Origin of the sequence: Nonomuraea helvata (assembly GCF_039535785.1) — a bacterium.
In the GTDB taxonomy this organism is placed as follows: Bacteria; Actinomycetota; Actinomycetes; order Streptosporangiales; family Streptosporangiaceae; genus Nonomuraea; species Nonomuraea helvata.
Window position 1 is genome coordinate 543,477 of record NZ_BAAAXV010000008.1, and the last position, 21,731, is coordinate 565,207.

Sequence of the window (21,731 nt, forward strand, 5' to 3'; positions counted from 1 at the left end):
CCACCGCGGTGTGTTCAGTACGACTTCTGGGTCTGGACGTTGAAGTCGTCCATCTTGACCTTCTTGGCCGGGTCGGTGAGCGGATCGTCGATCCTCAGGACGTCCAGGCCCTCACGGATGTCGCTCGAGTAGATGTAGCCGTTGTAGTAGTACGCCGACCAGGAGCCCGCGATGTCGCCGCCGGGGAACGGGCCGCGCTCGAAGTAGCCGATCTCCTTCGGGTGGGCGGAGTCGGTGAAGTCCCAGATCGACACCCCGCCCTGATACCACGCCTGCACCATGACGTCCTTGCCCGGCACCGGGATCAGCGAGCCGTTGTGGGCCACGCAGTTCTCGTTCTCCTGCTGCTCTCTGGGGATCTTGAAGTAGCCGCGTCGCTCCAGCTTGCCGTTCACGATGTCGTACACGGCGTCCGCGCCCTTCGTGGCCGGCGTGTTGCGGTCGCACGTGGCCTGGCCGCCGCCGCCCAGCTCGTCGCTGAAGACGACCTTCGTGGCGTCGTTGTTGAACGTCGCCGAGTGCCAGATCTGGAAGTTCTCCGTGTCGGTGATCTGCTGGAGCACCTTCGGCTTGACCGGGTCGGAGATGTCGAGCAGCACGCCGTCGCCGAAGCAGGCGGCCGCGGCGAGCTTCTTCTCCGGGTACGCGGTGATGTCGTGGCACCCTGAGGCGAGATCGGAGTGCTGGCGCTCAGGGAAGATATCCGGCTTCGCCACGATTTTTGCGGATTTAGGCGACTTTGTCGGGATCTCTACGATCTGGATGAGCTCGTGGGGCGGCGGGCAGGTCTTCGACTCCGGCTCGGGGCCGGGCGAGGAGACGTACACGTACAGCGTCTCCCCGGCAGGGACCATTGTGTGCGTGTGCGAGCCGCAGTCGGTCCTGACCGCGCCGACGTACTCAGGGCTCTTCTTGTCGCTGATGTCGAAGATCCGCAGGCCCTCCCACTCGCGGCTGCCGTCGCCGGCGTCGCACTCCTCGCCGGCGCGCGGCTCGTCGACCGAGAGGATGAGCAGGTCGCCGTACACGCTGACGTCGTTCTGCTGCGCCGGACAGGCCACCTGGCTCACGATGCGGGGTGTGGCCGGGTCGCTGATGTCGTAGATGGCGAACCCGCCGAAGTTGCCTTGGTACGCGTAGTCGCCCTGGAATGCGAGGTCCGTGTCGATGTCGTCCTTGCCGTTCAGGGGGGCGGTCCTGGGCAGGTTGGCGACGAACTTGACGTTGTCGCTCGTCATCACGTCACCGGTGGGTGCGGCGGAAGACGTGGCGGCCGGGGCGCTGGTTTCGCGCGTCGAGGTGGCGGGCGTCGGCGCCTCGGCCGGCTGCGGGCCTGCCGCGCAGGCGGAGGCCAGTAACAGCACCGTACCCAACAACGCTCCGCGCAACGTGGCAGAGATCAACGCGCGTCCCCTTTGTCTCGTAGCTCACTATGGAAGCTATGCCAGGAGATTCGCGGCCGCGTACGGTCTTCATCACAGTTATGACCACATTCGCCCTCGCCGCCTGCTCCCAGCAGCAGCCCGCCGGACCCTCACCCGTGGGGACGGAGGCGCCCGTCATCGTGCCGGGAAGCCCGGGAGCGGCCGGCCGTACCGCGACGCCGGGGGAGCGCGTGGGGCAGACGCCGGCGGCGACGGTGGCCTCGGACGTCCGCTTCGCCGAGGCCATGATCCCGCATCACCGACAGGCCCTGGAGATGACCGCGCTGGTGAACGACCGCACGACCACGGCCTCCATCCGCTCGTTCGCCCGCCAGATCACGGCCGCGCAGACCCCGGAGATCAAGGCCATGACCGGATGGCTGGCCGAGCTCGGCCGCCCCGCTCCCGCCGCCCACGCGCACGCTCAGACGGCGGCGTACGGCATGGCGACGCAGGAGGAGCTGAACGCCCTGAGCGCGGCCAGGGGGACGACCTTCGACCGCATGTTCCTGCAGCTGATGACCCGGCACCACGAGGGCGCGGTGAAGATGGCGGGGGAGGAACTGGCCACCGGCCGCGACCGGCGCATGCGGCTGCTGGCCAAAGACGTGTACTCGGGTCAGAGCATCGAGATCGCCCGCATGCGGAAGGCCCTGGAGAGCCTGCCCGCCTAGGTCGCTGGTGTTAAGCGGTCGATCCCGGCCGGTTGAATCTCGATCGCGATCTGCTGAGCCGGGCCTGTGATCGAGCTTGGGTGGCCCGGCCTTTGCGGGGTTCGGGTCAGCCCTGCTCTGCCGAGTTATCCACAGGGGTTCCGAAGGGTGTCCGCTGGCCTTCCGTAACCGTGGCGTGCGGTTGTTCTCCCTGGTCAGGCCATTGTCGCTGCCCATCGCCCGGTTGAGGTGGAAGTAACGCCGAGCACCGCCAGGCGTGCCAGGTTGACAGCGGCGGCCAGCAAAGAAAAGTCCGCGTCGACTTTGGTGGTGCCGCGCATGCGGGCGCGGCGTCCGCCATGCCGTCGCCGCATCAGATGCGCGATCTTGCGTTCGACCTTGGGCCGGGTGGCGCGGTATCGGGCCAGCCAGCCGGGATCGGCACTGTTGGCCCGGCCCCGGGCCAAGTGTGCCTCGTGCGGGCTGAGGTTGATGTCGCGGCCGTCCTTGGCGGTGGTGCACCGCTCCCGGAGCGGGCATCCCGCGCATGCGGAGCCGAAGGCCGCCACGCCACTGCCATTGCGATGCCAGCGGATCTCCTTGACGATCTGGTTCGGGCAGATCACCCGCCCGGCCTCCAGATCGACGGTGAAGGCATCCTTGGTGAAGCGACCTCCGGGCGCGCTGGAGGGCTGCGTCTTGACCATCGCCTCGATTTGCGCCCGGTCGAGCTTGGCAAGCATCGGCCCGGTGCCGTAGGCGGCATCACCATAAACCTCGGCCTGCTCGGCCTGCTCGGCGTGCTCGGCCTGCTCGGCCTGCTCGGCCTGCTCGGACAGGAGGTCAGCCAGGAGTTCGGCGGCCGGTTCGGCATCGCCCACGTTGCCTGCCGTCACCCGGGTGGCAGTGATGATCTCGCTGTCGGGGTCTTCGGCGATGTGGCCTTTGTATCCGTCGAACGAGCGCTCCACCGTCTTGCGGCCGTGTCGCGCCTCGGCATCGACGGTGGAGATGACACGGTCCTTGGCCACCTTGCGGGCGATCCGAAACACCCCGTCCTCGCCGTGCTGCAGGTCCTGGCCGAGCACGGTGGCCAGCAATCGTGCCGCCTGATCGACCTCCTCAGCCACCTTCCGTCCGTCCAGCACGGCTAGCAGCGCGAACCCATCGCGGGCCCGCGAGTCGATCAGCGCCTCCCGCTCCGCTTGTTCGGTCCAGTCGATGACCGGCTTACCGAGATCGGTGTAGGCGTCCCCGCTGGAGATCACCGCCCGCAGCGCGACCCGCAACTCCCGGTCGGAGGCGCGCAGCACGCCCCGGATCGCCGAGCGGATCAGCGTGATGGTGTCCTGGGTGGCCACCGCGTCATAGATCGGTGCCGAGTCCAGCACCCGCTTGCGGCCGATCAGCCCGGCCCGGGCGGCCACCTCCACGGTCCGCTCGAAGATCCGGTCTGGCCGGTCGGAGGCGGCCAGCCGGGCCCGCATGTCCACCAGCACGGTGTGCACGAACCCTGGATGGTCGAAGTCCAGCCCGCCGGCGGCGTACTTCCACCGCACATCGAAGGCGAACCGATCCACCGCCTCGCGATCCGACAGCCCCTCCAGCCGCTGCAGCACCATCACCACCGCCACGATCATCGGCGGCACCGACCGGCGCCCATCCTCAGCGAACAGGTCGGCGAACATCTCGTCCGGAAACAGATTCCGGCACTCACGGTGCAGCACCGTGTAGATCGAGTTCGGCGCCAGCCGACCCTCGACAAAACTCACCGTGGAAGACAGCAACCCCGGCTGCATCGGAGTCTGGCCCACTGCCATCGCTCGGTCTCTCCCCGCTCCCGGTGACCAACACCGATCACCATGGCACAACAGGCGAGACCGACGCGAGATAGATCAAAAAACACCAGTCACCTAGATCGTCAGGACGGCCAGAGCATGTTGGTCAGCTCGGCGTCCAGGTCCATGTAGTCGGTCTCCCGCCCTGCCGGGACCTTCTCGTACGTACGGTGGAGGAACTCGGTGAGGGGTGCCAGCGGCACTTCGAAGAGCGCCTGACCGAAGGGGGACGTGAGACTGATATGGAGCGTCCGCTCGCCATCGGCACGCGCGGGCCACACCTGGACGTCGCCGTCGCCGACACGCCTCACGATGCCCACGGTCAGCAACTCACGGGCAAAGATCCACTCGACCGGTTCGTCGTTCCCTACGTGGAAGGCCATGCGGATGGCGTACGGATCGTCGGCTGTATAACTCAGTCCGGCGAGCAGGGGGACGGTAGTACGGTCGGGGACCACAAGCCGAAGGCCAAGCTCGGCGGAGACGGTGGTGCTGTTCATCGTCAGCCAAACCTTTTCGTCGTAGGTCCCCTCTACGGGGCTTTCACTGCTCTGACGGACTTCGTCCTGAGCTATGACGCGGAACGAAGAAACCTGTAGGAAAGATTCCGCTCCAAGGGCCTTCTGTAACGCACATCACAGCTGGACATTTAGGCATCTACCAGGCTAAACGGCATCAACCGGGTCGTATTTACAAGGGTTTTGCGTCTTGCGGAGCCTGTCCCGGCGCGCCGACCATGAACGTTTCTCGCCAAAAGATCACGACCGATGCCAACCGGAACAGCACGATGGTATGCCACCGACCCACCGTGCCGGTGGGCAACCGCCACGTTTCACCCGAATCCCTCTCCCCGCCTTCGTCCCAGCCCCCGACGACCCGCCCGAACCACCCGCCGACCGCCACCCAACCGCCACCCGACCGCTTCGCTTCGCCAGCAGGTGCCAGAGTGCGGTATGGTTTTCCCCGTCGGCACCGAGAGGGACCGACAGGGCGGGCGATTAGCTCAGCGGGAGAGCGCTTCGTTCACACCGAAGAGGTCACTGGTTCGATCCCAGTATCGCCCACAGGAAAGATCCCTGGTGAGAGGCTCGCTGCTCGTCATGAGGAGCGGGCCTTTCTCATGTCCGAGAGTCGATGGAAGCCGATCGGGAGCCATCTGACTCGGACTCAAACCGTCGGCTTGTCGCCGAAGACGGCGACACTCCACTGGATGCCGCGAACGTACGATGGGCATTGCGCAACCCCGTGGTGAGGCTGATCACCACGTAGGTGTGGAGTTCGGACGATTCGGCGGCCTTGAGCATTGCCTCTGCCTGTTGCCGGGTGAGCGCTTTGCCGGGCCGGCCATCCGTCCCCTTGGGCGTGATGACCAGCTCGGCAACGTTCCTGAGCGCCATGTCGCGTGCCTGAGCTTGCCGGATGGCCCTCTTCGGCACGCTGTGGATCTCTCGCAGGGTGGTGGCCGGCTTGCCGGTGAGCTGGTCGAGCCACTCATCCACCTGATCGGCGCGTAGCTGCTGGGGTTTGATCTTCCCGGCTTCCGGATATGACCACCCCCGGGATGGTCGGCGCCCAGCACCCGCTCGCAGTCGGCGAGCGTGCTTTCATGCAACGCGATTGCCCCGCCCAGATCCCCGCCGACTCATAGGTGTAAGCCAGGTTGTTGCGCGAGGCCAAGATGGCGGCCGTCGCCGCATTCCAGCAAGTGCAGCTCGAACGACAGCCGACGCATTGTCGAGCGTATCGGTCACCAGGATGGTCGCTACCTAAGTCGGATGCCTGATGCCCTGGTAGCGGCCGGACCCCTACCGTCGGAGTCATCGTTTCGTGATCAACACCTCATCTGCTGCGGAGGGCACAATGTCGTTCCATGTTCTGATCGCCGGTGGTGGCATCGGCGGGCTCACGCTCGCCCAGGGGTTGCGCAAGGCCGGCATCTCGGTTGCGGTCTACGAGCGTGACCGGGCCAAGGACGACCGGCTGCAGGGCTACCGGATCCACATCTCCCCCAAGGGATGCGCCGCGTTGCACGAGTGCCTGCCGGAGGAGCTGTATGACCGGTTCGTGGCGACGTCGGGCAAGCCCAATACCACGCTGGGCTTCTACGACTCCGATTTCTCCGAGTTGCTGGCCATCGGGGACCCGGACGCGCCCGAGCACTACATCGACAGCTTCAAGTCCGTCAGCCGCATCTCGCTGCGGGAGGTGCTGCTGAGCGAGCTGGAAGGGATCGTCCAGTACGGCAAGACGTTCACGCGGTACGAGCAGCGCCCGGACGGCAGGGTGCGCGCGTACTTCGACGACGGCACCCACGCCGACGGCGACCTGCTGGTGGGCGCGGAAGGGGTCAACTCGCGGGTACGCAAGCAGCTGCTGCCGGAAGCCGAGCGCATCGACACCGGCGCGCTGTCGCTCTCGGCCAAGGTCCCGCTGGACGAGGAGACCCGCAAGCTTCTGCCCAGGCAGCTGTTCGCCGGTTCGGGGTTCCTGTTCGGGCCACAGGGCAAGGCCGTCTTCCTGGCGGCGCACGAGTTCCGTACCCGCGGCTCGGTGGCCAAGGCCCCCAGTGGGGGCCTGCTGCTGGACAACAGCGCCGACTACATCATGTGGAACATCGTCACCACCTGGGACAAGCTGGGCGATCGCGTCGAGCTGGAGCGCATGGACGGCGCCGGACTGCAGCAGGTCGCCTTCCGGGCGCTGAAGGGCTGGAGCCCCCGGCTGCACAAGCTGATCGCCCGCAGCGACCCCGGCAGCATCTCGATCTTCCCGCTGAAGAGCTCCACCCCGGTCAAGCCCTGGCAGACCACCAACGTCACCCTGATCGGCGACGCGATCCACAACATGCCACCCACCGCGGGAGTGGGCGCCAACACCGCGATCCTCGACGCCCGGCTGCTGTGCGCGCACCTGATCGACCACGTCAACGGGCGGCGGACGCTGCTGGACGCGGTGCACGCCTACGAGGTGGAGATGCTCGACTATGCCTTCAAGGCGGTGGCGCTGGCCATGCGGAACCTGAAGATGGGCGTCAGCGCCAGCCCGGTGCAGCGCTTCCTCACCAAGATCATGTTCCGCTTCTTCAACGCGGTGCCGCCGCTGAAGAAGCAGATGTCCGCCGCGATGATGAAGTAGCTGTGCGGACCATCTTCGCGAGTCTGCTGATCCTGCTGCTGCTGGCCACGCTCGACACCACGCTGACCGGTGTCCTCGCCCCCGCCCTCGTCGCCGAGCTGGGCGGCCGGGAGCAGGTCCAGCTGGTGGTCGTGGCTTATGCGGTGGCCTCCACCCTCACCCTGCCCCTGTGGGGGAGGGCGGGGGACCTGCTCGGGCACAAGCGGGTGCTGCTGAGCGCGCTGGTGCTGTTCCAGATCGGGTCGGCGGCCTGTGCGGTAGCGCAGGACATGACACAGCTGGTGGCGGCCAGGGCGCTGCAGGGCGCCGGAGCGGGCGGGCTGATGGTCGGCGTCGTCACCGTGATCGTCGCACTGCTCCCGCCCCGCGAACGCACTCGATATCGGGGCTATGTCACCGCGGTGACGGCCGTGGCCATGATCGGCGGCCCGCTGGCGGGCGGGCTGCTCACCGACGCGCTGTCCTGGCGCTGGGCTTACCTGATCAATCTTCCGCCGGGCGCCGTCCCCCTCGTGGCGCTGACCCTTCCCGTCCGACTCCCGCCACCGGCACGAGTGAGGCGGGCCAGACGCCTGGCCGACTACCTGGCCGTGCTGCCGCCGCGTCTGCTGGCCGTGCGGAACTTCACCCTCGCCGCGATCCTCGCCCCGCTCCAGGGCGCGGTGATGCTCTCTTCAGTCACTTATCTCCCGCTCCACCTACAGCTCTGACCGCGGCCGGTACGGCGGGCATAGCGCTGACCGGTGCCGGCTGGGCCGTGATGGTCGTGCTGGGCCTCGGGGCCGGCATGCTCATGCAACTGGTCACTCTCGTCGCGCAGAACAGCGTCCCGGCCGCGGATGTCGGTGTGGCCAGCGGCGCCGGTCCCTTCCTGCGCCAGCTCGGCGGTGTGACCGGAGTGACGATGACCGGCGCGCTGTATGAGGTGGGATCGATCCAGACCGCCTTCACCGCGCTGACGGTCATCGCGGTGGCGGCCGTCGTGGTCGCCGCGCTCATCATGGAGATCCCGCTGCGCGTCACGACAGGATGAGGCCGGCCAGCTCGGTCCGGGTGGTGACGCCCAGCTTCGGATACGCCTTGTACAGGTGGTGTCCGACGGTCCGGGGGCTGAGGAACAGCTGGGCGGCGATCTCCTTGTTGCTGGCTCCGGTTGCGGCCAGCCGTACCACCTGAAGCTCCTGCGGCGTGAGCCGCGACAGCAACCCCGCGTCGGCGCTCCTGGCGAGGGACTCGCCGGTGGCGCGCAGCTCCGACGAAGCCCGATCCAGCCAGCGAAGAGCACCCAGCCGTTCGAAGGTGTCCGCTGCCTCCCGCAGGACCGTACGGGCCTCATGCTTGCGCCGCTCGCGCCGTAACTGCTCGCCCAGCAGCAGCCGCGTGCGCGCCGCGTCGAAGGGCCGGTCGGCGGCCTGGTGCAGGTCGATCGCCGTGGCGAAGTCCTGCTCGTCGCCCTCCAGCAGTGCCCGGCAGCGGGCCAGCAAGCCCTGTGCCCAGGGCTGGCCGCCGGCCGCCGTCCAGAGGGCGAACCGGTCGTGGGCCGCGCGGGCACGCTCCGGTTCCTCCAGCCTGACCAGGACCTCGACCAGGTCGGGTGCGGCGGCGGGCTGCTGCCGGGCAGCGCGAGCCAGATGATCGGCCGCCTGCTCGTTACGGCCTCGGGCCAGCTCCAGCAGGCCCAGCGCCCACTGCGCCCACACCTGGCCCGAAGGCATCGCCGCTGCCCGCTCGGCGAGCGCCCGGCAGTCCTCCTCGGCGCCGCGGACCGCGGCGAGCCAGGCCCGCACTCCGCACGCCTGTGCCTCCAGGTGAGTCTGGCCGGTCTGCGCCGCCACCTGCTCGGCGTGGTCGGCGTCGGCGGCCGCGTCCAGGTGACGGCCCCTCAGGAGCTCGACGGCGGCCAGCGCCAGGTGGGTGTGCGGCAGCCAGGCCACCATGCCGAGGGATGCGCATTCGGCGGCCAGCGCACGAGCCATGCTCAGGGCGGTGGTGTGGTCACCTATGAGCAGGGCGATCGATAGAGCGTTGTTGCGCAGGCCGTGCTCGCCGCGGTCGATGCGCCTCCCGCCTTCGATCACCTCGCGCAGCAGCGGCAGGGCCCGTGCCGGATCGTCCTCGAGCAGCGCCGTGATCCCGGAGGCCATGGCCAGCGCCGGTCGTGCCGGGTCGGTGCCGTGGCCGAGGGAGATCAGCAGATCGGTGGCCTGGCGGGCGAGCTTGAGGTCATGGGCGTACCAGGCGTTGCGCACGACCTGGATCAGCAGCGAGGCCGCCCGGTCGGGATGCGCGTCGGCCAGCGGTCTGGCGGCCTCCAGCAGGGTGAGGCTCGCGCTCTCGACGGCGCCGTGCTCGAAGTCGACATCGGCCCGGAGGTTGGCCAGATGGGCCAGGACGAGCTCGTCACTGGTCAGGCGTACCGCCTGGTCGGTGAGCTGGGCGGCCCGGCGCAGCCGGCCGGCGGAGATGGCCGCCTCGGCGGCCCTGGCCAGTCGCACGGCCCGGAGGTCCGCCTCGGGGGTGAGGAGTGCGGCACGTTCCCACGCCGCCGCCGCGGCGGCGTGCCCGCTGCGCCGTACGAATGTCTCGGCTGACCGCTCCAGCTCGGCTGCCAGCCGCTCATCCGGTTCGGTCACCGCCGCCGCCAGGTGCCAGATCCGCCGCTCGGGTTCGCTGACCTCAGCCAGCGCTCGGTGGATCGCCCTGCGCCTGGCGAAGCCCGCCGCCTGATAGACCGCCGACCGGACCAGCGGGTGGCGGAAACGCACCCGCGCCCCGGCCACTTCGATGAGTCCGGAGCGCTCGCACTCCTCCAGAGCCTGCTCATCGACGCCCAGGCGGGCCGCGGCACGCAGGATCGGGGCCGGCTCACCTGTGTCCTCGGCGGCCGCGACCAGCAGCAGGGTCCCGGCCGGTTCGCTCAGGGCGGTGGCGCGTTGCCCGAAGGCCTCCAGCAGTCGCCGCGTGAGCGGCAGCTCGCCCAGATCGCCGCCTGACGAGCTCCGGGGCAGTTCGATGAGCCCCAACGGGTTGCCGCCCGCCTCCGCCAGCACGCGCTCGCGCACGTCCACGGCCAGGCCCGGAGCGATCGCGTTCACCAGCTCACCCGCCGCCGCAGCCTCCAGCGGGGAGATCCGCAGCTCGGGCAGGCCGGGGGCCTGGAACTCCTCGCGCGCGGCCAGCAGCAGAGCCACCCGTTCGCTGCGCAGCCGGCGCGCGGCGAACAGCAAGGCGTCGGCCGAGGCCCGGTCCAGCCACTGCATGTCGTCCATCACGCACAGCAGGGGCCGCTCCGCCGACACGGCCGCCAGCAGACTCAGCACCGCGACCCCGACCAGGAACCGGTCACCGGCCCGAGCCGCGGTCATGCCCAGCGCTCCGCGCAACGCCGTCGCCTGCACCTCCGAGAGCTCCTCCACCTGCCCCAGCACAGGCATCAGCAGCAGATGCAACCCCGCGTAGGGCAGCTCCGCCTCCGACTCCACGCCCACACCGCGCAGCACGGTGAACTCGGCACCGGCTCGCTCCACGGCGTGATCGAGCAGCGCGGATTTGCCGACACCCGGGTCGCCGCTGATGACCAGGACACCGCTGACGCCTCTGGCCGACTCGTGGAGAAGCCGGTCGAGCGTCTCTTGTTCGCGGGTCCTGCCGTAGAGCATCCCAAGATGTTACTTAAGCCGTCTTAAGTCGCGACGACCGCTATGTGACTGATTACTCCTATCTCGCTGCTGCGTACGGTCCTGATCATCGACAACACAGCAGGAGAGCAACCATGAAGATCGGATTTGTCCCTGGTGCCGCCGACCTCACCCTCCAGGTGGACCCGGCCATGGCCGAGCCGTACAAGCTCAGCTTCGACGGTGTGCTGCCGGAGGTGCGGCCGGTCACCGACGGAGTCGTCGTCGACTTCCCGCGCAGCTTCCACGTCGGCGACCGGCGGCATGGCGGCCAGATCGTGCTCAACGCCGCCGAGCCGTGGGCGGTGGAGGTGCAGGGCCGCACCTCCCGTGTGAACGCCGACCTGCGCGGGCTGTGGCTGGCCGGGATCGACCTGCAGGGCGGGGTCGAGCACGTGCATGTGGACCTGCCCGAGCCGCATGGCCGGGTGCCTGTCCGCGTCGCCGGAGGTGCGGCCGACCTCACTTTCCGGCGTCCCGCCGGCGTTCCGGTACGGCTGGCCGTGGCCGGTGGCTCGACCCGCCTGACCATCGGCGAGCAGCAGTTCGCCTCGGCCAAGCCCAAGTACGTGTTCACCGACCCCGGATTCGAGGAGAGCGAGGACCGCTACGACATCCTCATCGCCGGGGGAACCGATGCCCTGACCCTCGCGTGAAGCGGGAAACCGATCAGCTTCGCCAGCCGGCCGGGTGCTCATCCGAAATGGGTGTCGATGAGACTTCGGGGATTCTGAAGTCTGTCATCCTGGTCGTTCGTCTTGCTGTGAGGGTGAAGGCGAGGTGGCCGGAGTCGGCGCTGGCGTTAGTGAAGGATCTCCGGGTGGGGCGGGTCTCGGCCACTGCGGAGGACCTGGGCAGTCAGCCCCCATAGGCCCAGAGCCCACATTCACGATCATGAGGTGCCCTGCAGGCCTGGCGCGGGCGGACATAAAGCACGTGCGGCACGACCTTCCGAAACATTGAAGATCGCGTTATCGCGCCCAACTTATCCGCCCTGTCCGAACCGAAACCGGCCGCCCGAGAGGCCCTTGAGCTCGGCATCGGACGCGCGAATCGCACATTTGATACGAGTCCACAATGATCACTGCCCAACCCTCGTTGGCAGGCCGCCCACCGGATGTCATTGCTACCCGCATCATTCGCGAATGAGGCTAGCGACAATAGGCTCGTGACTTGGAGGGGCGCCGTGAGCACTGCACCCGCCTCGCGCGGCAGTTCCATCTTGATCCTTGTACCGACGTGGCAGCTGAAGATCAAGGCGCTCTCTGATGCGGTTGGCCATGGTCCCCAAAGGAAAGATCCCTGGTGAGAGGCTCGCTGCTCGTCATGAGTAGCGGGCCTCTCTCGTGTCTGAGGGTCGATGGGGAGACATCACCCTCGGGCTCAACCCGCCGGCTCGTCGCCGAAGATGCATCACGGACGGCACGCCACACGTAGATGCATGGCGAACCTCGTGTGTCGGACTGCGCCGAATTGCGTTGACAGCACGCAGTCGGCCTCGGCAGTATCTCGGCGAACAGTCGTATGCGATCCAGTGAGAGGGACGGGGACGAACCATGCGCGGACTTGTGTGCCCAGAAGCCACCGCCGACCTGCACACGAGGAGCCATGAGCCGTTCGAATCCCCCGACGCCCACAGGACCTGACGCCTTCCCCGAGCACCCGCACCCCGGACCTCGCGTCCTCGCCCGCCGCTTCCTGGTCTGGAATTTCCTGCGGGCGGTGCTGCACAACGGCTGGTGGCTGGTCACCAGCCTCTACATGGCTGTCGATGCGGGTCTGTCCCCTGCGCAGCTGTTACTCATCGCCGCCGCACAGGGGGTGGCGAGCATCCTCTTCGAGGTCCCGGCCGGGGTTGTGGCCGACACCCTCGGACGCAAGAAGGCGATCGTCGCGTCGCACGTCCTGATGGCCACCGCCATGGCAGTCACCGGCCTGTTCCCCAGCTTCGTCCCGCTGATGCTGGCCCAGATGCTGTGGGGCATCTCCTGGACCTTCACCAGCGGATCGGACGTCGCCTGGGCGACCGACGAGATCGACCGGCCCGACCGCATACACCTCCTGATCGCCGCTCAGGCCCGATGGCAGATGATCGGCGCGGGGGCCGGGATCGTGGCATTCGGCGTTCTCGCGGCCATCGTGGATCGCCCTACAGCCATCGTCTGCGCGGGCGTCCTGATGCTCCTGCTGGGGACGTGGTTCACCGCGGCCTTCCCCGAGAAGAACTTTGTCCGCGTCCGCAAGGACCACCTCAAGGCCGCCCTCGGTATCGCCCGCCGAGGCGCACGCCTGGCGGTCACCGATCGCACCATCCTCATGCTGGTCGTCGTCACCGTCCTGGTGAACGGCGCGGCAGACACCTTCGGCCGGATCTACCCGGTGCACCTCGCCGACCTCGGGCTTCCGCCAGGCGCCTCCGGCATGGCCGGGTTCACCGCGATCAACCTGGCCGTCTACGCCACCGCGGCCCTCGCCCTCGCCGCCGTCCAGCGCCGGCTCGACTCCGATGGCGGCGCCCGCACCTTCCTGGCCCTTTCCTGTCTTGCCGGGCTGGTCAGCCTCGTCCTCCTCGGCTTGGCGTCGAGCCTCCCCGTCGCGGTCGCCGCCGTGATCGCCACGAACGGCATCGCCATGCCCCTGGTACGGACCGTCACCACCATCTGGGTCAACCGTCGCACCGACAGCGACATCCGGGCCACCACCCATTCCTTCCTGGCGCAGGCTGAGTACGCCGGCGAAATTCTCTGCGCCGCCGCCCTCGCCGCCCTCGCCGGGACCTTCGGACCCGGCGGCACCATGCTCCTCGCCGCAACGCTCTTCGCGGCCGGCGCAGGGACCGTCGCCCTCAACCGGTCTCGAGCGAAAAGCCCGAGCGAGGGGGTGTCACCTTCGGGGTAAGGAACCGGCGGACAGCCGGTTGGCGCTGTGAGTCAGCTCGTCTTGGTCGTGCAGGTTCTGTAGCGCGTTGCCCCGGTCGCGGCGTCGGCGTGCGGCGCGGATTTCGGGTGTCGGCGACTTTGCCGTTCAGCAGCGCGTACAGATGCGTCTGGCGTCTCGGCCCTCTTCGCCGGAACTACTCGCGTTTGACTAGTTGAAGTGCTCGTGTTTGAGTACCTGAGTGAGTGACGCACGCATGTTCGTGCTCGGCGCGCTGCTGCGCGGTCCGATGCACGGGCATCAGATCCGCCGGCAAGCGCAACTGGACCGCACCGAGCTGTGGACCGACATCAAGGTGGGCTCGCTGTACGGGGCATTGCACCGGCTGGTCGCCGAGGGCGCGATCGAGGTGGTGCGCACCGAGCAGGCGGCGGGACCGGCGCGGACGGTGTACGCGCTCACCCCTGCCGGGCGCGAGGAGTTCATCGCGCTGCGCGACCGGACGCTGCGCGAGGTCCGGCTGCGGCCCGACCCGGTGGATCTCGCGCTGCACTACGCCGACGATCTCGCCGAAGAGGACCTGCGGGCACTGATCGGCGACCGGCGCGACGCGCTGATCGTCCGGCTGGCGGCCTGGCTGCACCAGCGCGAGCAGGCCGAGCCGTACCTGCGCGGGCTGGAGCCGATGAGCTTCGATCACACCACGGCACGCCTGCGGGCCGAGATCGCCTGGCACGAGAGCCTGCTGGAGCAGCTACCGAAACTGCTCGCCGCGCGTGACCGCGGCCAAGCGCCGACAGGGGAAGGACGGCAAGAATGATTCCGGGGACCGGAGTGCTGCGCAACCGTGTCTTCGCCTGGCATCGGGAGCTGCAGGACGTGCACCACCGCCTGGAAAAGGCGTTGGAGGACGCCCGCAGGGCCATCCGCTCCGGCGGACGCGCCGAGAGCCTCAAACCCGAACTCCGCGACTTCTGCTACACGTTCTGCTCCGCCCTGGGCAGCCATCACCGCAGCGAGGACAGCGACTTCTTCCCGGCTCTGCTGGAGCAGATGCCCGAATTGGAGCCGACGATCGCCCGCCTGGGTCGCGAGCACGAGGTCCTCGCGCGCCTCCTGGCCGACTTTCAGCTGAGCCTCGACGATCCGCAATCATCACCGCAGGAGCTCTTCCGGCAGATCAGTGAGATCAAGGGCTCGATGAAGGCTCATTTCGGCTTTGAGGAAGGCTCCCTGAACCAGGCACTCCGCGCTCTTGACGCTCCGGAGAGCGACAGGAACCGCATGTTCGGCGACGTCTGACTGATGGCCTCTTCTCCGTTCCGTCGCACAGTGGGGGCGCGGCCGTGCGGCGGTTCGAGCGCCGTCCTCGTCTACGACCGTGGCGGCGTGGCGATACATCTTCGTTGATGCCGGACGGGGTCGACTTCGGTCACGGCCGTCTTCCCGTCCAGCTCCCAGCCCTTCCCGTACGCCGCGGCGAAGGCTTCCTCGCCCAGCGCGGCCCGCCCTCGGCGGGTGAGCTCGCGAACCTGCCGATCGGTGCGGTCGTGAGCGCCGCGCAGCCGGGAGGCGGCCCCGAGCAGGACTGCCGACTCGTGATGCCGCCCGTGCGCCTCGGCGAGCGCGGCCGCATTCACCGCCACCAGCGACAGGACCGGCAGGTCCCGGGCCTCCAGCGCCGCCGCGTACGCCTGCTCCAGCGCCTTCTCCGCGCCTGCCAGGTCACCCGCCTCCAGGCAGAGCGAGGCCCGTGCGCTGCCGACCAGCGTCCGCGCGTGGTCACCGGGGAACGTGGTGTCGCCGTGCAGGCCCCGTTCGGCGTCGTCGAGCAGGTGCCGCGCCCGGTCCAGGTCGCCGAGGCTCACCCAGAAGACGGCCTCCCACGCGCCGACCAGGGCCAGCATCTCCGGCGAGGCCGCGCGCATTGCCCGCTCCCGGGCCGAGTCGATCACGGCGGTCGTCAGGTCGGTGTCGCCGCGCCGCAGGTGCAGGTCGATCCAGCGCAGGTCGTCGAACACCTCGTCGCCGAGGCTGAGCGAGCCGAACTCGCCGGCGAGCGACCGAGCCTCGCGCAGGTCGGCCAGCGCGCCGTCGAGATCGTCGTCGTACTGCCGCAGCTGGGCGCGTAACGGCAGCACGGTGGCCTGGCCCCAGCGGTCGCCGGCCTGCCGGAAGCAGGCGAGGGCCGCCTCCACGTCGGGGCGCATCTTGTCGAGCTCGCCCGCGTTCTCGGCGAACTGGGCCCGGAACATGCGGGCCAGCCCGGACAGCCACACGTCGTCGCCGTCGGCCAGGCGCTCGATGATCGCGAGCGCGGTCCTCTCCGGCAGGAACGCGGGCGGGAGCGCGGTGAGTGCGCCGTACGGACCCGGCAGTTCCGGGTACGCGATCAGCCGGTCGGCCAGCTCGCGCAGCTGCCCCTGGTCGTCGGCGGCCTCCTCGGCGTTCGTCCCCGACCGGGTGCTCGCCCGGTTGATCAGGTAGATCGCGTGGGCGCAGTCGCGGTCGGGCGCCGGCTCGCCGCCGGGCACCGCCAGTGCCTCGCCCAGCCAGTAGGCCGCGTCGCGGTGCCGGCCGAACATGTGCCAGTACCAGGTCAGGTTCAGGGCGAGAGCGAGCGCGCCGGGGGCGTCGCCGGTGTCGCACCGCCGGCGCAGTGCGGCCAGCGCGTTGTCGTACTCGGCGCTGATGATCCGCATGGCCGCTAGCTGGCCGGGCCCACGCAGCTGCGGGTCGTAGCGGGCCATCAGCCCGGCGAAGTAGCCGGCGGCTAGGTCGCGGGCAGTGCCGAGGTCGCCCATCCCGGCCAGGCGGTCGATGCCGTACTCGCGCAGCGTCTCCAGCATGCGGTAGCGGCCCGGGTCGGGCGCGAGCTGCAGCAGCGACCGGTCCACCAGGCCTGCGAGGAGCTCGGGGATCTCGGCAGCCGGCACCGCGGTGCCGGCGCAGAGCGCGGTGGCCGAGGCCGGCGTGACGCCGCCGGGCAGGATCGAGACGCGTTCGGCGACCGTGCGCTCGTGCTCGCTCAGCAGCTCCCAGCTCCAGGCGATGACCGCGCGCAGCGTGCGGTGCCGGGGCAGCGCGGTGCGGTTGCCGGTGGTGAGCAGCCGGAACCGGTCGGACAGCCCGTCGGCCAGCTCGGGCAGCGACAGCGTCCGCAGCCGGGCCGCGGCCAGCTCCAGTGCCAGCGGCATCCCGTCCAGGCTGCGGACCACGCGCCGGACCTCGGGCAGCGTGGTCTCGTCCATGCCGAAGCCCGGGCGCACGGCCGCGGCCCGCTCGGTGAACAGGCGTACTGACGCCGCCCGCCGGGCCTGCTCGACGCCGTCGTCCGGCCCGGGCAGCGTGAGCGGGCCGAGCGGCACCAGCGCCTCGCCGTCGACCGCGAGGGGTTCGCGGCTGGTGGCCAGCACGCGCAGCCCGGAGCATCGGGGCAGCAGCGCCGCGACCAGGTGGGCCACGGCGTCGATCAGGTGCTCGCAGTTGTCGACCAGCAGCAGGCTCTCCCGGCCGCCGAGCCGGTCGGCGAGTACGTCCAGCTCGTCGCCCTCGACCCGCATCCGGGCCTCGAACATCGCGCCGCCGCGCAGCCCGATCCCGGCGAGCACGGCCGCGCCGACCTTGACCGGCTCGGTGACCGAGGCGAGGTCGATCATCCAGGCGCCGTCGCGGTACGCGTGGCGGTGGCGGCGGGCGGCCTCGACGGCGAGGCGCGTCTTGCCGGCGCCGCCGGGACCGACGACGGTGACCAGGCGCCCGGCGGCGAGCAGCGCGTCGATCCGGGCAAGGTCGTCGTCGCGCCCGATGAAGCTGGTCAGCGGCGCGGGCAGGTTATCCGGCCTGGTCTGCGCGGCGTCGGCGGCCGGGGCGGGGCGTTCGGCGCGCAGCAGGCGCAGGTGGCGCTCGCGCAGGGCGTCGCCCGGGTCGGTGCCGAGGACGTCGGCCAGGGTTGCGCGGACCCGCTCGTACAGGCCCAGGGCCTCGGCCTGGCGGCCCTGGGCGGCGAGCGCGTCCATGAGCAGCCCGGCCGCCCGCTCGTGGACGGGCTGTTCGGCGAGCAGGGCGGTCAGGCGGGCGGCGGCCGCGTCGGCACGGCCCAGGGACAGCTCGGCGTCGGCGAGGTCGGCGACGGCCTCGACCGAGACGTGGGCCAGCCGGGTCGCGGCGGCGGGCGCCACCGCGGCGACGACCGTGGGCTCGGCGCCGGGACGGTCGCCCCACAGCGCCACGGCCTCGCCGAGCACGGCCGCCGCGGCATGCGGGTCGCCGGCGCGCAGGCGGTCACGGCCGGCGGCGGCGAGCTGTTCGAACCGCAGCGCGTCCACGTCGGCCGCGTCCACGTCCAGCCGGTAGCCGCCCGCGACCTGCACGACGTCGCCGCCCGGGCCGAGCGCCCGGCGCAGCCGCGAGACGAGGGTCTGCAGGGCGTGGGCGGGGCCGGCCGGCGGGTCCTCGGCCCAGATCGCGTCGACCAGGACGCCCGGCTCGACCGCGCGCCCCCCTGCGAGCGCCAGCCGTACGACCAGACCCTGCAACCGCGCACCCCGTACGGGCAGGGCGACGTCACCGCGAGACGCCTGAAAGGCGCCGAGCAGTGTGACGCGAAGCCGCGCATCCCCGTCCATCTCCTGATCCTCGCGCACGCACCCTCGAGCCCCCAAACCAGGGAGTGTCAGCGCCATGTGCGCCCGCGTCAGTGCCGTGTGTGCCCCGTGTGAGCGGCCCGCCTCAGTCTTTGCGTGCCTGAAGAGAACAGGGTGGCGAGCTTCGGAAGGGGAGTTCTCGTGCATGACGTAGTGATCGTGGGGGCCGGCCCGGTTGGTCTGTTCCTTGCCTGCGAGCTTGGCCTCGCGGGCTGCAGTGTCCTGGTGCTTGAGCGGGAGCCGGAGCCCCGCTCCCCGTGGAAGGCGGACCCGCTCGGGATGCGGGGCCTGTCCGCCACGTCGGTCGAGGCGTTCTACCGGCGTGGGATGCTGCACCCGCTGCTGAAGGCGTCGGGCGTCAACGACTATCCCGACGCTGACGAGCCGGCACCCCCTCGTGGCGTGGGCCACTTCGCCGGCATGATGCTCGATCCGGCCAAGGTCGACGTCGCCTCCCTGCCGTTCCGGCTTCCCAGCCCGGCGATGGAGGGCGTGATGACAACCCTGGAAGCGGTCGAGACGGTGCTGTACGAGCGGGCATCCATGCTCGGCGTGGAGGTCAGGCGCGGCGTCACGGTCTCAGCCGTCGCGCAGGACGATGAGACCGTGGTCGCGCAGGCCGGCGAGCACGAGTACGCGGCGCGCTGGCTCGTCGGCTGCGACGGCGGACGCAGCACCGTGCGCGGGCTCGCGGGCTTCGACTTCGTCGGCACCGAGCCGCAGTTCACCGGCTACACCATGCTCGCCACCATCACCGATCCCGAGAAGCTGCGCCCCGGGTTCAATCTGACGCCGACCGGCATGTACCTGCGGACGCCCGCGCAAGGGTACGTCGGCATGCTGGACTTCGACGGCGGCGCCTTCGATCGCTCGAAGCGGCCGGGTCGCGAACATCTCCAGACGGTTCTGCGCCGGGTGTCCGGCACCGACGTGACGCTGAGCGACGTCCAGCTCGCCTCGAGCTTCACCGATCGGGCGATGCAGACGACGACCTACCGGCAGGGGCGCGTCCTGCTCGCGGGCGACGCCGCTCACATCCACTCTCCCCTCGGGGCGCAGGGACTCAACCTCGGCCTCGGCGACGCCGTGAACCTGGGATGGAAGCTCGCGGCGACCGTGCACGGGCACGCACCGGACGGGCTGGTCGACACCTACACCCGCGAGCGCCGTCCGATCGGCGCCTGGGTGCTCGACTGGACGCGCGCCCAGGCGGCGGTCATGAGGCCGGACCCGCATGCACAGGCGATCCAAGGAGTGGTTCGCGATCTGCTCGGGACCCGTGACGGGACGACCTACGTGTTCGACAGGACATCGGGATCGTCGATCCGTTACGACCTCGGCAGCGAGCACCCGCTGGTCGGCCGGAACGCCCCTGACCTTCGTCTTGAGGACGGCACCCGCCTCGGCGACCTGATGCAGGACGGACGAGGTGTCGTGCTCGATTTCAGCATCGGCCGATGCCTCCACGATTCAGCGATGAGCTGGGAGGGCCGGATGCGTTATGCGGCCGGGCCCGCGATGAATGACCTCGGAGTAGGCGCCGTGCTGGTCCGACCTGACGGCATAGTCGCCTGGGCAGGTGATCGTGACCCTGATCGTGAAGCGTTCGAGCGGGTGGCCGGCCATTGGTTCGGTAGTCCGGCAATCTAAATCCTTTTTGTTCCCGCGCAGCCGGCGCCGGCTTTTCAAACCCCGCCCGGGAAGGGAGAGCGCGATCATAAGCCGCCTGAATGTCAATGTTGGCACCGATATAAACCTTTCCTCTCCTCAGCTGAATGTCAGGAGCACATATGACGATCACCCTCCGACCGGGAAGCACCGTGATGTTCACCGGCGATTCGATCACCGACTGCCAGAGGCTGGACAGCGAAGAGGGCCTCGGGTTCGGCTACCCGCTGCGCATCGCGGGGGAGTGGGGGCTCCGGCACCCGGAGCGGGCCGTGACCTGGCTGAACTCCGGGATCGCGGGCGACAAGGTGATGGATCTCGAAGCCCGCTGGCAGGCGGACGTGCTCGACGCGCGCCCGGACGTGGTGTCGATCCTCGTCGGCGGCAATGACGTGGGCTGGCACTCGTACGACCCGGACGGCTACATGATCCCCGCGGAGGACTTCGCGGCGGGTTACGACCGCCTGCTCGCGCCCCTCGCCGAGGCCGGCCTGGAGCTGATCCTCATCGAGCCGTTCCTCCTGCCGATTCGCGGCCTTGTCGAGGTCGGCGATGTGCACCTCGGCGAAGAGGTCCGCAAGGAGTGGCGCGCCGACCTGGACCCGAAGATCCAGGTCGTGCGCGAGCTCGCCCGCAAGTACGGCGCGCACCTGCTCGCCGCCGACGGCATGTTCGCCGAGCTCGCCGCGACGACCGGGCCGGAGTACTGGGCCGCGGACGGCGTGCACCCGACACCGGCCGGTCACGCCGCGCTCGCGGCGGCCTGGCTGCGCCTGGTCGCGTGACCAGGCTTCGCGATCACCCGCTGGCAGTCGCATGACCGTGCCTCGCAATCACCCCCTGGCAGTTGCGTGACCGTGCCTCGCGATCACCGCTGACATGCGAAAGGCTCCGTCCCCGGCCGTGAACCGGAAGCGGAGCCAAGGCGCCATGGGATGGGTTCCTCGGCGGGGAGCCAACCCCGCCGAGGAGTGCCGATCCCGTCAGATGTTGTGCGAGAAGTCCCCGCCGAAACCGGCGATGAAGACGTGGCTGTCGATCGCACCGGCGGTGAAGAACATCGAGATCCCGCACCCCCACGCGATGCCGTCGTGGCCTACGGGAAAGACGTTGTCGCCGCTCAGGCCGTGCGCGTGGTCGCCTTCGATCCTGAGGCCCTCCCTGACCAGGATGCGGTTCGGGCCGTCCCACACGTGCACGGCGACGAGCGCGCTGGTCTCCCGCGCGTCGAAGAGGATCAGCACCCTGTCCAGGGTGGCCCGGCGGTCTTCGACGATGACCGGGGTGGGGATGGGCAGGTGGATCCAGTCGCCCCCGTTCGCCGGAAGCGAGAAGGTCACGCCGAATCCCTGACGTAGTGCGCTCGTGTTGGGGTTCTCGGCCACTGCCGTGAATCCGTGGTGCCATGATGCGTACAACTTTGACATCGCCGTACTCCTTGCGGTTTGGGGGGCTGTGGACTTTTCTTGAGAGTTTGTTGCTCCCTGATGACTCCACGATAAAACGGCGTGAGAAAGGCTTGGCATCCCTAAGGTTGGGGATATTCTTCTCGCTTATAATTGCGGGGAAAATATATCTCTACAGGATGAAGTGCGAAAAAGCTTACGAAGCACGCCAAAGGGCTAGATGCTCGTCAATCGTGGATAAATGCACTCGATGGATCCCGCTGGGTTCGCCCTGGCCGTCTGCGGAAGGTTTCGCAAGCCGCTGCGGTGGAAACATCGGATGTGATCGCGCCGGAGCGACGCCCGGCGGCGCGGCATGGGGCACCGTGGCGGTGCCGACCGTCCATCGGTCCTGTACGACATCAGCA

Annotated in this window: 17 protein-coding genes and 1 tRNA gene; 11 read left to right on the forward strand and 7 right to left on the reverse strand. The window is 69.4% G+C overall.

What is annotated here, in order from left to right; genetic code table 11:
- Positions 1–14 precede the first annotated feature (14 nt).
- A complete protein-coding gene (locus tag ABD830_RS30055; protein ID WP_378521052.1) occupies positions 15–1,373 on the reverse strand; it encodes an LVIVD repeat-containing protein in 1,359 nt (452 codons plus the stop codon).
- A 110-nt stretch (positions 1,374–1,483) separates the two neighbouring features.
- Here ABD830_RS30055 and ABD830_RS30060 point away from each other — a divergent pair, with 110 nt between their 5' ends.
- A complete protein-coding gene (locus tag ABD830_RS30060) occupies positions 1,484–2,098 on the forward strand; it encodes a DUF305 domain-containing protein (protein ID WP_344994603.1) in 615 nt (204 codons plus the stop codon).
- Between the two features lie 194 nt (positions 2,099–2,292).
- On the opposite strand, the gene ABD830_RS30065 is transcribed toward ABD830_RS30060, so the two are convergent.
- Together ABD830_RS30065 and ABD830_RS30070 are read right to left on the reverse strand one after the other, a co-directional pair.
- On the reverse strand, positions 2,293–3,849 hold the full coding sequence (locus tag ABD830_RS30065) for an IS1182 family transposase (RefSeq protein WP_344994606.1): 1,557 nt from the start codon (positions 3,847–3,849) through the stop codon (positions 2,293–2,295).
- A 149-nt stretch (positions 3,850–3,998) separates the two neighbouring features.
- A complete protein-coding gene (locus tag ABD830_RS30070) occupies positions 3,999–4,415 on the reverse strand; it encodes an SsgA family sporulation/cell division regulator (protein WP_103958541.1) in 417 nt (138 codons plus the stop codon).
- Between the two features lie 492 nt (positions 4,416–4,907).
- Between ABD830_RS30070 and ABD830_RS30075 the strand changes: the two genes are divergently transcribed.
- Positions 4,908–4,979, forward strand: a tRNA-Val gene (locus ABD830_RS30075).
- Positions 4,980–5,033: 54 nt separating this feature from the next.
- On the opposite strand, the gene ABD830_RS30080 is transcribed toward ABD830_RS30075, so the two are convergent.
- Positions 5,034–5,414 (reverse strand): hypothetical protein, encoded by a 381-nt coding sequence (locus tag ABD830_RS30080; RefSeq protein WP_344994609.1) that lies wholly within the window; start codon positions 5,412–5,414, stop codon positions 5,034–5,036.
- A gap of 361 nt (positions 5,415–5,775) precedes the next feature.
- On the opposite strand from ABD830_RS30080, the gene ABD830_RS30085 reads away from it, so the two are divergent.
- Genes ABD830_RS30085 through ABD830_RS30095 form a run of 3 tightly spaced genes read left to right on the forward strand, consistent with a single transcriptional unit; the run spans position 5,776 to position 8,083 of the window.
- The gene (locus ABD830_RS30085; protein ID WP_344994612.1) at positions 5,776–7,050 is read left to right on the forward strand and encodes an FAD-dependent oxidoreductase; all 1,275 of its coding nucleotides are present in this window, start codon (positions 5,776–5,778) and stop codon (positions 7,048–7,050) included.
- Between the two features lie 2 nt (positions 7,051–7,052).
- Complete coding sequence (locus ABD830_RS30090; protein WP_344994614.1) at positions 7,053–7,760, forward strand: MFS transporter; 708 nt, start codon at positions 7,053–7,055, stop codon at positions 7,758–7,760.
- Between the two features lie 47 nt (positions 7,761–7,807).
- The gene (locus ABD830_RS30095; RefSeq protein WP_344994617.1) at positions 7,808–8,083 is read left to right on the forward strand and encodes a hypothetical protein; all 276 of its coding nucleotides are present in this window, start codon (positions 7,808–7,810) and stop codon (positions 8,081–8,083) included.
- Here the strand turns inward: ABD830_RS30095 and ABD830_RS30100 are convergent.
- The gene (locus ABD830_RS30100) at positions 8,070–10,709 is read right to left on the reverse strand and encodes an ATP-binding protein (RefSeq protein WP_344994620.1); all 2,640 of its coding nucleotides are present in this window, start codon (positions 10,707–10,709) and stop codon (positions 8,070–8,072) included. The genes ABD830_RS30095 and ABD830_RS30100 overlap by 14 nt on opposite strands.
- 113 nt (positions 10,710–10,822) lie before the next feature.
- Between ABD830_RS30100 and ABD830_RS30105 the strand changes: the two genes are divergently transcribed.
- The 4 genes from ABD830_RS30105 to ABD830_RS30120 all read left to right on the forward strand — a co-directional run bounded on the left by ABD830_RS30105 (position 10,823) and on the right by ABD830_RS30120 (position 14,906).
- On the forward strand, positions 10,823–11,383 hold the full coding sequence (locus tag ABD830_RS30105; RefSeq protein ID WP_344994622.1) for a hypothetical protein: 561 nt from the start codon (positions 10,823–10,825) through the stop codon (positions 11,381–11,383).
- Between the two features lie 952 nt (positions 11,384–12,335).
- Complete coding sequence (locus ABD830_RS30110; protein WP_344994626.1) at positions 12,336–13,625, forward strand: MFS transporter; 1,290 nt, start codon at positions 12,336–12,338, stop codon at positions 13,623–13,625.
- Positions 13,626–13,845: 220 nt separating this feature from the next.
- Entirely contained in the window at positions 13,846–14,424 is a 579-nt protein-coding gene (locus tag ABD830_RS30115) for a PadR family transcriptional regulator (RefSeq protein WP_344994628.1), read from the forward strand.
- Positions 14,421–14,906: a hemerythrin domain-containing protein gene (locus tag ABD830_RS30120; RefSeq protein ID WP_344994630.1), complete on the forward strand. Its 486-nt coding sequence runs from the start codon at positions 14,421–14,423 to the stop codon at positions 14,904–14,906. Before ABD830_RS30115 ends, ABD830_RS30120 begins: the two co-directional genes overlap by 4 nt.
- Before the next feature lie 71 nt (positions 14,907–14,977).
- Here ABD830_RS30120 and ABD830_RS30125 read toward each other — a convergent pair whose 3' ends face one another.
- Positions 14,978–18,232, reverse strand: a complete 3,255-nt coding sequence (locus tag ABD830_RS30125; protein ID WP_344994633.1) for an AfsR/SARP family transcriptional regulator — start codon at positions 18,230–18,232, stop codon at positions 14,978–14,980.
- Positions 18,233–18,391: 159 nt separating this feature from the next.
- Between ABD830_RS30125 and ABD830_RS30130 the strand changes: the two genes are divergently transcribed.
- Together ABD830_RS30130 and ABD830_RS30135 are read left to right on the forward strand one after the other, a co-directional pair.
- Positions 18,392–19,900 (forward strand): FAD-dependent monooxygenase, encoded by a 1,509-nt coding sequence (locus tag ABD830_RS30130; RefSeq protein ID WP_344994636.1) that lies wholly within the window; start codon positions 18,392–18,394, stop codon positions 19,898–19,900.
- A gap of 140 nt (positions 19,901–20,040) precedes the next feature.
- Positions 20,041–20,703, forward strand: a complete 663-nt coding sequence (locus ABD830_RS30135; protein WP_344994639.1) for an SGNH/GDSL hydrolase family protein — start codon at positions 20,041–20,043, stop codon at positions 20,701–20,703.
- A 198-nt stretch (positions 20,704–20,901) separates the two neighbouring features.
- Here the strand turns inward: ABD830_RS30135 and ABD830_RS30140 are convergent, their stop codons facing one another.
- The gene (locus ABD830_RS30140; protein WP_344994642.1) at positions 20,902–21,345 is read right to left on the reverse strand and encodes a DUF6623 family protein; all 444 of its coding nucleotides are present in this window, start codon (positions 21,343–21,345) and stop codon (positions 20,902–20,904) included.
- Positions 21,346–21,731 lie beyond the last annotated feature (386 nt).

Excerpts from the sequence above, each read along its gene's own strand:
- ABD830_RS30060 (WP_344994603.1), top strand. The coding sequence starts at position 1,484 with ATGACCACATTCGCCCTCGCCGCCTGCTCCCAGCAGCAGCCCGCCGGA.
- ABD830_RS30070 (WP_103958541.1), bottom strand. The coding sequence starts at position 4,415 with ATGAACAGCACCACCGTCTCCGCCGAGCTTGGCCTTCGGCTTGTGGTC.
- ABD830_RS30085 (WP_344994612.1), top strand. The coding sequence starts at position 5,776 with ATGTCGTTCCATGTTCTGATCGCCGGTGGTGGCATCGGCGGGCTCACG.
- ABD830_RS30100 (WP_344994620.1), bottom strand. The coding sequence starts at position 10,709 with ATGCTCTACGGCAGGACCCGCGAACAAGAGACGCTCGACCGGCTTCTC.
- ABD830_RS30105 (WP_344994622.1), top strand. The coding sequence starts at position 10,823 with ATGAAGATCGGATTTGTCCCTGGTGCCGCCGACCTCACCCTCCAGGTG.
- ABD830_RS30110 (WP_344994626.1), top strand. The coding sequence starts at position 12,336 with ATGAGCCGTTCGAATCCCCCGACGCCCACAGGACCTGACGCCTTCCCC.
- ABD830_RS30120 (WP_344994630.1), top strand. The coding sequence starts at position 14,421 with ATGATTCCGGGGACCGGAGTGCTGCGCAACCGTGTCTTCGCCTGGCAT.
- ABD830_RS30125 (WP_344994633.1), bottom strand. The coding sequence starts at position 18,232 with ATGGACGGGGATGCGCGGCTTCGCGTCACACTGCTCGGCGCCTTTCAG.
- ABD830_RS30135 (WP_344994639.1), top strand. The coding sequence starts at position 20,041 with ATGACGATCACCCTCCGACCGGGAAGCACCGTGATGTTCACCGGCGAT.
- ABD830_RS30140 (WP_344994642.1), bottom strand. The coding sequence starts at position 21,345 with ATGTCAAAGTTGTACGCATCATGGCACCACGGATTCACGGCAGTGGCC.